The organism is Frankia sp. CeRuru1 (assembly GCF_977966315.1).
In genome coordinates this window covers 1-10693 of sequence record NZ_CDWWEW010000168.1, presented here as the reverse complement: position 1 = coordinate 10693, position 10693 = coordinate 1, and the positions used below count along the sequence as shown (strand labels likewise).

At 71.7% G+C, this 10693-nt stretch carries 7 protein-coding genes and 1 riboswitch; of the genes, 3 read left to right on the top strand and 4 right to left on the bottom strand.

Annotation, left to right across the window (positions count from 1 at the left end):
- Positions 1-37 precede the first annotated feature (37 nt).
- From aceB to AC08OP_RS13580, 3 genes are all read left to right on the top strand, one after another.
- Entirely contained in the window at positions 38-2773 is a 2736-nt protein-coding gene (gene aceB / locus AC08OP_RS13590) for a malate synthase A (RefSeq protein WP_476614527.1), read from the top strand.
- Positions 2766-3500 (top strand): class I SAM-dependent methyltransferase, encoded by a 735-nt coding sequence (locus AC08OP_RS13585; RefSeq protein WP_476614526.1) that lies wholly within the window; start codon positions 2766-2768, stop codon positions 3498-3500. Before aceB ends, AC08OP_RS13585 begins: the two co-directional genes overlap by 8 nt.
- Before the next feature lie 350 nt (positions 3501-3850).
- Positions 3851-4915, top strand: coding sequence for a chorismate-binding protein (locus AC08OP_RS13580; RefSeq protein WP_476614525.1), 1065 nt, complete (start codon positions 3851-3853; stop codon positions 4913-4915).
- Positions 4916-4989: 74 nt separating this feature from the next.
- On the opposite strand, the gene AC08OP_RS13575 is transcribed toward AC08OP_RS13580, so the two are convergent.
- The 4 genes from AC08OP_RS13575 to AC08OP_RS13560 form a co-directional block, all read right to left on the bottom strand.
- On the bottom strand, positions 4990-6486 hold the full coding sequence (locus tag AC08OP_RS13575; protein WP_476614524.1) for an aminotransferase class I/II-fold pyridoxal phosphate-dependent enzyme: 1497 nt from the start codon (positions 6484-6486) through the stop codon (positions 4990-4992).
- A gap of 118 nt (positions 6487-6604) precedes the next feature.
- Positions 6605-8923 (bottom strand): 5-methyltetrahydropteroyltriglutamate--homocysteine S-methyltransferase, encoded by a 2319-nt coding sequence (gene metE, locus AC08OP_RS13570; RefSeq protein ID WP_476614523.1) that lies wholly within the window; start codon positions 8921-8923, stop codon positions 6605-6607.
- A gap of 140 nt (positions 8924-9063) precedes the next feature.
- A riboswitch (cobalamin riboswitch) is annotated at positions 9064-9348 on the bottom strand.
- A gap of 228 nt (positions 9349-9576) precedes the next feature.
- Positions 9577-10074: an adenosylcobinamide amidohydrolase gene (locus AC08OP_RS13565; protein WP_476614522.1), complete on the bottom strand. Its 498-nt coding sequence runs from the start codon at positions 10072-10074 to the stop codon at positions 9577-9579.
- Between the two features lie 144 nt (positions 10075-10218).
- Positions 10219-10542, bottom strand: coding sequence for a hypothetical protein (locus AC08OP_RS13560; RefSeq protein WP_476614521.1), 324 nt, complete (start codon positions 10540-10542; stop codon positions 10219-10221).
- Positions 10543-10693: the final 151 nt, after the last annotated feature.

The following is a 10693-nucleotide window of genomic DNA, read 5'->3' as shown; positions in this document are numbered from 1 at the left end:
GCGCGGCGCAGGGGCGTAGGCGCACAGGAGGCTCGTGATGACGACCCAGGCGACACCTCGCGGCGCGCTGTCGGCCGCGCAGCAGGAGCAGACCGAGCTGCTGGAGCAGCAGTGGCGCACCGACCCGCGCTGGGCCGGGGTGCGACGCGACTACGGCGGGGCCGACGTCGTGCGGTTGCGCGGCAGCGTGCGCGAGCGGCACACCCTCGCCGAGCTCGGCGCCGACCGGCTGTGGCGGCTGATCCACGACGAGGACTACGTGCACGCCCTCGGTGCGCTCACCGGCAACCAGGCGGTGCAGCAGGTCCGCGCCGGGCTGAAGGCGATCTACCTGTCCGGCTGGCAGGTCGCGGCGGACGCCAACCTGGCCAGGCAGACCTACCCGGACCAGAGCCTCTACCCGGTCAACTCGGTCCCGGCCGTGGTGCGCCGGATCAACAACGCGCTGCTGCGGGCCGGCCAGCTGGAGGTCGCGGAGGGGACCGTCACCCGCGACTGGCTCGCGCCGATCGTCGCGGACGCCGAGGCCGGCTTCGGCGGACCGCTCAACGCCTACGAGCTGATGGGCGCCATGATCGCCGCCGGGGCCGCCGGCGTGCACTGGGAAGACCAGCTCGCCTCCGAGAAGAAGTGCGGCCATCTCGGCGGCAAGGTCCTCATCCCGACGAAGCAGCACGAGCGGACGCTCAGCGCCGCCCGGCTGGCCGCCGACGTCGCCGGGGTGCCGACCGTCCTCATCGCCCGCACGGACGCCCAGGCCGCGACGCTGATCACCAGCGACGTCGACGAGCGGGACCGGCCGTTCGTCACCGGCGAGCGCTCCTCGGAGGGCTTCTACTACGTCCGCAACGGCCTCGCGCCCTGCATCCAGCGCGGCATCGCCTACGCGGAGTACGCCGACCTGCTCTGGATGGAGACCTCCGAGCCCGACCTGGAAGTCGCCAGGGCGTTCGCCGAGGGGGTCAAGAAGGAGGCCCCGGACCAGCTGCTGGCGTACAACTGCTCGCCCTCGTTCAACCGGCCAGCTGCCCGACTTCCGCCCGGAAACCCGGCGCATCCGCGAGGACCCGGCCTGGCGGGTCGCCGCCCCGGCGCGGACCTGGCCGACCGCCGGGTCGAGATCACCGGGCCGCCGAACCGCAAGATGGCTATCAACGCGCTCAACTCGGGCGCCAAGGTCTGGATGGCGGACTTCGAGGACGCCACGGCCCCCACCTGGGCCAACGTGATGGATGGGCAGCTGGCCCTGAAGGACGCCGTCGCCGGCACGCTGAGCTTCGTCAGCCCGCAGGGCAAGTGGTACACGCTGGGCGACGAGCTGGCGACGATCGTCGTCCGGCCGCGCGGCTGGCACCTGACCGAGCGGCACGTCACCCTGGACGGCTGCCCGGCGCCCGCGGCCCTCGTCGACTTCGGGCTGTACTTCTTCCACAACGCCCGCGCGCTGGTCGAGCGCGGCGCCGGGCCGTACTTCTACCTTCCCAAGATCGAGAGCCACCACGAGGCGGAGCTGTGGAACGACGTGTTCCGTTTCGCCCAGGACCGGCTCGGGATGCCGCGCGGCACCATCCGCGCGACCGTCCTGATCGAGACGATCACGGCCGCGTTCGAGATGGAGGAGATCCTCTACGCGCTGCGGGAGCACTCGGCCGGGCTCAACGCCGGCCGCTGGGACTACATCTTCAGCGTCATCAAGAACCTCGGCGACCGGCCGGACTTCGTCCTCCCGGACCGGGCGGCGGTCACCATGACGGTCCCGTTCATGCGCGCCTACACGGAACTGCTGGTCCGCACCTGCCACCGGCGGGGCGCGCACGCGATCGGCGGCATGGCCGCGCTCGTCCCCGGCTCCGACCCGGCCGCGAACGAGCAGGCGTTCAACCGGGTCGCCGAGGACAAGCGCCGGGAGGCCGGCGACGGGTTCGACGGCTCGTGGGTCGCCCACCCCGGCCTCGTCCCCGTCTGCCGGCGCGAGTTCGACGCCGTCCTCGGCGACCGCCCGCACCAGCTCGACCGGACCCGCGAGGACGTCCGCGCCGCGGCGGCGGACCTGCTCGCCGTCCGGCTCACCCCCGGGCGGGTCACCATCGACGGCGTCCGCGGCAACGTCGCGGTCGCCGTCGGCTACCTGGACGCCTGGCTGTCCGGCACCGGCGCCGTCGCCCTGAACGGCCTCATGGAGGACACCGCCACCGTCGAGATCGCCCGCACCCAGCTCTGGCAGTGGATCCGGCACGAGACCCCGGTCGCCGAGGGCGGCGTGGTCACCGCCGACGAGGTCCGCGCCGTGCTCGACGAACACCTCACCGCGCTCGCCGAGGCCGGCGCCGACGGCGCTCGGATCGCGGCGATCCAGGCCCTGATCGAGGAGGCCGCGCTGAGCGACACCCTGCCGACGTTCATCACGCTTGGCGCCTACGACCGGCTGGTACCCCCGGCGAGCGGACCCACTACGTCGGCGGGTGGATGTCCGGACGACGCGTTCCGCCGGCCGTGGACCCCCGCGCCGCTACCGGTCGGTGAGGCTTCGGCGGCCGGCGGCAGTACGGCCGACACGACCGGCAAGATCACGCCTGGAGGGCGCAGCGCTGACCGGCGGGAGGCACCGGGCAATACCGGTCAGGACCGATTCCACCGCCGTCGCGGGCCGGGGAAGGCCGGCATGAGACCACGCTTTACTAATTTCCCTGACCTATTAGACTGCGACGGTGGACCGAGTAGCCGACAGGCCCCAGAGCCTCGCCCGTTCCGCGGACCCGGCTCGCGTGAATGACTACGACAGCTTTGCCGAGGAGTACTCGGCAGCGACCGAGAAAAATCTCGTGAACTCGTATTACGAGCGGCCCGCGATGCTGGCCCTCGCCGGAGACGTGGCCGGCCGTCGGGTCCTGGATGCTGGCTGCGGCGCAGGCGCCCTGTCCGCCGCGCTGCGCGATCGCGGTGCGGTCGTCACCGGCATCGACGTCAGCGCCAGGATGCTGGAGTTGGCCAGGCGACGACTGGGCGACGACACGGCCCTGCACCTGGTCGACCTGAGAGACCCCCTGCCGTTTGCTGACGGCGCATTCGACGACGTGGTCGCGTCGCTGGTACTGCACTACCTGGAGGACTGGGGGCCTACGCTGGCCGAGGCGCGGCGAGTGCTCAGGCCCGGCGGCCGGCTGATCGCGTCGGTGGACCATCCTTTCGTGGCCTACACGATCCAGAATCCTCGCCCTGACTATTTTGCGACCACCAGCTACACCTTCGACTGGGCGTTCGACGGGCAGTCCGTCCCGATGAGGTTCTGGCGTAGGCCACTGCACGCGATGACCGATGCCTTCACCACCGCCGGATTCCGTCTTTCCGGCATCAGCGAGCCGCAGCCCGACCCGGTCGCCCGCGAGCTTTTCCCCAACGACTTCCACGACCTCTCCACCAAAACCATCTTCCTGTTCTTCGTCGTCGAGGTCCCGCCGTTGGCCGTCGGCTCGGACGACCAGGCCAGTCGCCGGCCATGAGCGGAGCCAGCGTCCCTTGCAAGTCGAGGGCCTTCGTGAGCGATGCCTCCCCGGACGAAGTCCGGCACCCTTCCAGCTCCGTGAGGCGCCCGGGAACACGCACCGATCTGCCGGGCGATCACCGAAGGTGACGAGAACGGCGCCGCGGAGGTGACGGTCACCCAGATCGGCAAACAGCCTGCGCAACATCCTCGACGCGATGACCGACGGGCTTGGCCGCGCGGTGCACGACGCACGCCGAGGGTCGGCTAATGGGCCGCGGCGGATGTCGAGCCCGACACCGGGGACATCCGGTCGGCGGCGGCGTTTGGAAGGTGCTGGCGCGGGGGCTACAGGTTCGCCTGCCAGCGGTGTCCGGGGTGCGCGCGGGCGAGGAGCCTGGCCAGGGTCCGGCGCTGGGTCGACGTCAGGTGCGGGATGGTTTCGTCGAAGTCTGCCTGGTCCTTGGGGCGGGCGTGCTTGGCCTTGAACAGCAGGACCAGTTCGGGTGCCAGATACGGGATGCCTGGACCTTCTCGCTGGACCAGGACACCTACCTCGCCGGCGTCGAGGCGGTCCGTTGCCGGATCGAGGCCGGCGACGTCTACCAGGTCAACCTGTGCAGGCTGCTGTCCGCGCCGATGCCCGAGGGCAGGCCGGATGCCGCGGCGCTCGCGGCGGTGCTCGCGCGGGGGAATCCCGCGCCGTACGCCGTCACCCTCGACGTGCCCGAAGCCGGTCTGTGGATCGTGGGAGCGTCGCCGGAGCTGTTCGTGGCACGCGACGGCGACATGGTTCGCTCGGGACCCATCAAGGGGACCGGTCACACAGCCGCTGATCTGCGCGAGAAGGACTACGCGGAGAACGTCATGATCGTGGATCTGGTCCGCAACGACCTGGGCCGTGTCGCGCGGGCCGGTAGCGTCACCGTGCCCGCGCTGTGCGCGGTCGAGGCTCATCCAGGCCTAGTCCATCTGGTCTCCACGGTCGAGGCCCGGCTGGCGCCGGGGACTGGCTGGGCCGAGCTGCTCGCGGCGGTCATGCCGCCCGGGTCCGTCGCTGGGGCGCCGAAGTCGACCGCGCTGCGGATCATCAGCGCCCTGGAGCCAGTCGCGCGCGGTCCCTACTGCGGCGGCGTCGGCTGGGTGGATGCCGACCACGGCCGAGGGTGGCTGTCGGTCGGCATCAGGACGTTCTGGCTGGACGACGGACGGCTCTGGTTCGGCACGGGCGCCGGTATCACCTGGGGCAGCGATCCCGCGGCCGAGTGGCGGGAGACCCAGCTCAAGGCCGACCGCCTGCTCAGGCTCGCCTCGCACCGGGTAGGGCATGGCCTCCGTGCCAGTGGGACGGCGGACCAGCAGGTGGCGCCGTGCCGTGCCCTCGGTGACGGCGGCCTGGACGGCACGAGCCAGACGCGGCACGAGAGCCGCTGACGGGCCGCTGGGCGAGGACTTCGCCGCGGAGTCGGCCCCTCGGGTGGATCGGCGGCTCCCGCGCCAGCCACCGTTCAGCGCGCCGTGGCCGCGCCGGTCCAGCCTGCCGCCTCAAGGTCGATCTCCGGGTAGACGGGGAACCGCCCCAGCAGGTCGGTGACCCGGGCCCGCGCGGCCTCGGTCGTGGCGGCCTCGATCTCGTAGTTCGCCTTGCTCGGCCGGCCGCCGCCGTCGAAGATCTCGTCGACCTCGGTTTCTCCCATGCCGAGCGTGGTGATCGCGGCGGTGTCGAGGCGCAGGCCGCTGGTGTACCACGGCCCGTTCGCGTCGAAGGGCAGAGCGTTGCGGTTGAGTGTCAGGCCGACCGACCGCAGTGCCGCCTCCCCCTGCCGGCCGGTGAGGCCGAGGCTCGCCACGTCGGCGAGGACAAGGTGGTTGTCGGTGCCGCCGGTCAGCACCGGCAGGCCCCTGCTGATCAGCCCCTCGGCGAGGCGGCGGGCGTTCTGGACGATCCGCGCGGCGTAGTCCCTGAACGAGGGGTCGAGCGCCTCGCGGAGGGCCACGGTCTTCGCGGCCATCACATGTGGCAGCGGCCCGCCGAGAAGCAGGGGGCAGCCCTTGTCGACCGCGTCCGCGAACTCGCCGGTGCTCAGCACGAAGCCGCCCCTCGGACCGCGCAACGTCTTGTGCGTCGTGCTGGTCACCACATGCGCGTGCTCGACCGGGTTGTAGTTCCCGGTGAACATCTTCCCGGCAACAAGCCCAGAGAAATGCGCCATGTCGACCATCAGAACGGCGCCGACGTCCTCGGCCATCTGGCGGAGCCGCGCGAAGTCGATGAGCCGGGGGTAGGCGCTGTACCCGGCGAGCAGGATCAGCGGGCGGACCTCACGCAGCTGCTGGTGCAGCGCGTCGAGGTCGATGCGCTTGGTTTCCCGGTCCACCGTGTACTGGTGGGTGTCGAAGAGGCGGGACGACACGTTGAGGCGGTACCCGTGGGTGAGGTGCCCTCCGGAGTAGTAGTCCAGGCCGAGCAGCCGCTGGTCGTGCAGCTCGCCGCGGAGCTGGCTCCATTCCGCCGCGGTGAACTCGCCGGAGTTCTTCCGGGCGAACTTCTCCAGGAACCGCGACTCGACCCGCTCGGCCAGGATCGCAAGAAAGGCCACCAGGTTGGCATCCGCGCCCGAGTGCGGCTGGATGTAGGCGTGGTCGGCCCCGAACAGCTCGCGAGCGTACGAGGCGCCGAGTGTCTCGATTGTGTCGACGTTGTCGCAGCCCGCGTAGAAGCGCTTGCCCGAGATGCCCTCGGCGTACTTGTCCGTGAGCAGGTTGCCCTGCGCGAGCTGCACCGCCAGCGACGCGTAGTTCTCGCTGGCGATGAGCTTGATGTTGGAACGCTGGTCGACCAGCTCCTGGACGATGCCGGCCGCGACGGTCGGTTCCGTCGCTGCGACCACATCCAGCTGGGTGAAGAACGCGAGCGCGGCGGGCTCGGCCGACGTGCCCATCGCCGCCAGGTAGTTTCTGCTCAACGACAGGCCGCGCCCCACGGACGATGCTGGCAGCGTCATGGTTCCTCCACTTGTCTATGATCTTGCGGGCGGCATGTCCGGCGCGGCTGTGGCCGACGCCCGACGGCGAGGGCGGGGGGCGGTCGCGCCCCGCCCTCGTCATCTCCGCGGGCGCGGGTTACAGCTGTGTCCTGGCCTCGCGGGCCGCGGTGACCAGATTGGTGAGGGTCGCGCGGACCTCGGGGTAGCCACGGGTCTTGAGCCCGCAGTCGGGGTTGACCCACAGCCGCCCGGCGGGGAAGGCGTCGGTCGCGACGCGCAGGTGCTCGGTGATCTCCTCGACGGAGGGCACCCGAGGCGAGTGGATGTCCCACACCCCGGGGCCGACCTCGTTCGGGTAGTCGGCGCGCGCGAGGTCGGCGACGATGGCCATCTTCGAGCGGGCCGCCTCCAGGCTGATCACGTCGGCGTCCATGTCGACGATCGCCTGGAGCACGTCGCCGAACTCGGCGTAGCACATGTGGGTGTGGATCTGCGTCTCGTCGCGCACCCCGGACGTGGTCAGCCGGAACGACTCGACTGCCCAGGCCAGGTACTCGGCCCGGTCGGCGCGCCGCAGCGGGAGGGTCTCGCGCAGCGCCGGCTCGTCGACCTGGATCACCCCGATGCCCGCGGCCTCCAGGTCGGCCACCTCGTCGCGCAGGGCGAGCGCGACCTGCCGCGCGGTGTCGGCCCGTGGCTGGTCGTCGCGGACGAACGACCAGGCCAGCATGGTGACCGGGCCCGTGAGCATGCCCTTGACCGGCTTGTCGGTGAGGCTCTGGGCGTAGGTAGCCCAGGCGACGGTCATCGGCTCCGGACGGACGACGTCACCCAGGATGATCGGCGGCCGGACGTAGCGCGAGCCGTACGACTGCACCCAGCCGTCCGTCGTCGCGAGGAACCCGGTCAGCTGCTCGCCGAAGTACTGCACCATGTCGTTGCGCTCGGGCTCGCCGTGCACCAGCACGTCCAGCCCGAACTCCTCCTGGGCGGCGATCACGTTGCGGATCTCGGTCCGCATCGCCTCGACGTAGCCGTCCGGGGACATGCTCCCGTTGCGCAGCGCGGCCCGGGCCTGGCGCAGACTCGCGGTCTGCGGGAACGACCCGATAGTGGTCGTCGGCAGCTGCGGCAGGCTCAGCCGCTCCGCCTGGACCAGGTCACGCTTCTCGTAGGGGCTCGCCCGGTGCAGGTCCGCGCCGGTCACGGCCGCGGCCCGCTGGTGCACCGCCTCGACCCGCACGAGCGGCGACACGGCCCGGGCGGCGAGACGCGCGGCGTTGGTCTGCAGGGCGCCGGCGATGGCGTCCCGTCCCGAGGTGAGGCCGGCGGTGAGGGTGACGATCTCGTCGAGCTTCTGCCGGGCGAAGGCCAGCCAGCCGGCAATCTCGGGGTCCAGGTCGCCCTCGAGGACCACATCCAGCGGGACGTGCAGCAGGGAGCAGGAGGCCGAGACGTCGACTCGGCCGGCGAGGCCCCGCAGGCTCTCGATCGTGTCGAGGGTGGCGGCCAGGTCGGCGGCCCAGATGTTGTGCCCGTTGACGACGCCGGCGACCAGTCGCTTGTCGCCGAGGCCGCCGGCGGCGGCAAGGGCCGCCAGGTTGGCCGACGCCGGTCCGACGAAGTCGAGCGCGACGCCGTCGAGGGCGCTGTCGCGCAGCACCGGCAGCGCGTCACCGACCCGGTCGAAGTAGGTGGCCAGCAACAGCTTCGGCCGGTCCGCCGCGGCGGTCAGCGTTGCGTAGGCGCCGCTGACCGCCTCCAGGACCGCCGCAGGCTGGTCAAGGACCAGCGCCGGCTCGTCGAGCTGGACCCACTCGGCCCCGGCGGCCCGCAGCTGGCGCAGCACGTCTGCGTACAGCGGCAGAATCCGGTCCAGCAGCGACAGCGGCTCGAAACCCTCGCCCGCGTCCGGAGCCGCCTTGGCCAGCAGCAGGAACGTCACCGGGCCGACCAGCACCGGCCGGGTGAGGACACCGGCGTCCTTCGCCTCGGCGAACTCACCGAGCGGCTTGGCCGCGTCCAGGCTGAAGTCGGTGTCGGGGCCGAGCTCGGGCACCAGGTAGTGGTAGTTGGTGTCGAACCACTTCGTCATCTCCAGCGGCTCGGCGTCCGCGGTGCCGCGAGCCATGGCGAAGTAGCGGTCCAGCCTGCCCTTCGGCGTGCTCACCTCCGGGACCGCCGTACGGTGGCGCGCCGGGATGGCGCCGAGCATGACGGCGGTGTCCAGCACGTGGTCGTACAGCGAGAAGTCGTTGCTCGGGATCTCCTCGATCCCGGCCTGCCTCAGCTGGGCCAGGCGCTCCTGGCGTAGCTGCCGAGTGGCCGCCAGCAACTGCTCGGCGTCGCTCGTGCCCGCCCAGTACGCCTCGGTCGCCTTCTTCAGCTCCCGATTGGCACCCTGCCGGGGATACCCGTACACCGTCGCGCGACTAAGCGGTGCGGTCGTGCTCATGGGCTCTCCTTCGCGAGTCCACCTGACCTCGCGAACAGACCAGCACGACACCGGCACCCCGACTGGTCGTCGAAAGTCCGACCGAGAGGCGCCGACGGCGCGGACCCACCCACGAGGTCACAGCCAAGCGTGCTCGCGACCGCGCGCACGCACAGCGGGCAGGTCTTCGGACTCGTGGGCCTTCCCGATCCGTTCGGACGGGGCTCCCTACTGGCCGTCGCTTCCCAAACCCCGGGCCCGCCCAGCTCAAGGCCGGTCGAGCCGCTACGAGTTCAGTGCTGTCCCGCCGCACCCGTCAGGTGCGGCATCGGACGGTGTTCGTTCCCACTCACCGCTGCGGGGCAGTCCCGGATTCCCACCGGGTTCCCTCTCACGTCTCCCACCACCCATTACCTCGTCGAGGCACCGAGTGGCGGTCGAACCAGCTGCGCTCAGCAGCCTAGCAACGGCACCGGGGGCCGGAGGCACGAGCCGGCATGTGGCGTGAGGTCGTCTCGCTCACGGCCTCGCCGACGAGCGCCCAGCCTCCCGCACCCGCGTCCTCAGCCCGTCGCGGCGTCGGCGCGCGGGCCGTCTGCCGCCCCGTCCGGCCGGCGGAGCGGTACAGAAGCATCTCCTGATCTGGGTTCGGACCCGCCGGGCGGACATGGCGGTCAGGCTGAGGGCTCCGCCCATCGGGCGGCGTAGCACGCGGCGCCGCCTGCGACGGCGGCGTGGACGGCACGGCCCAGGCGGGCTCCCCATCGCGAGCGCGGGCCGCAGTACTCGACTCCCGGCGGTCCACCAGCGGAGCCGGCGGGGCAGCACACCACGAGGGCGTCGGACGCCGTGCCGGTGCCGGGAACGCCGGCTTCCAGCAACGCCTGGCTCTTCGCCTCGGTGGCCGTGACGACGGCGTTGACCAGGGCCGCGTCGCTGAGCAGCACGGGCAGCAGGCAGACGAGGTTGACCGTGCCGGGACGCCACCGCGCCGCGGGCAGCCCCAGCTCGGCGGCGATCTCCTCGAGGTGGCGCGCGGGATCGTCCCGGCAATAGTCCTGCGCCACCTCGGCGTTGATGACCCACTCGCCGACCGCGAGCCCGCCGATGCCCCGAGGGCATCCGCCGTACCAGCGGACTCGACGCTCACCACGGCCGCCGTACCGACGCACCCGTCGGTACCCGCAGGCCAGGCCGCGGCGGCCCGGCCTCTTCGCGTGAGACGACCGGCCCGTCGCACGCCGTCCGCGTCATCGACGTCCCGTCCACCTCACGCCGACGAGGCGCCGATGGGTTGTGACGCATCAGTTTCCGGGCTACCGGTCGGTGCTGCGCCGCTGGTCTGGGACCGGACGTGCGGCGAGCGTGGTCAGGAGCAGACGTCGGGGGCAGTCGAGGTCAGTCGTTGGGCACTCCGGGCCCGGACAGTCGGCGCAGGAAGGCAGTGCCTGTGCCTGGCGGGTCAGGCCGTCGAGATAGTCGACGAGCAGGTCCAACTGATGGCGCAGCTCGCGCATCCGGGCCGACTGCGCGCCGGCTTGGCGGCGGTGTGCGCGCAGCTGTTGGTAGGCGTGCGGTTCGAGCATCACCATCTCGGCGCCGTCGACCTCGACCCGCCGGGGGACAGAGCGGTCACTCATCAGGCTCGCCCTTCCCCAGCCCGCCGCCCGGGTATCGGCTGGCCGTGCCGTGTGGGCACCACCGACGCTGTGTTGCGGGCGGCCTTCGGAAAGTTGACCGTGACAATCGACCCCGGAGCACCCTCGCTCAGCACTTTCCGTGAGCGCTTAC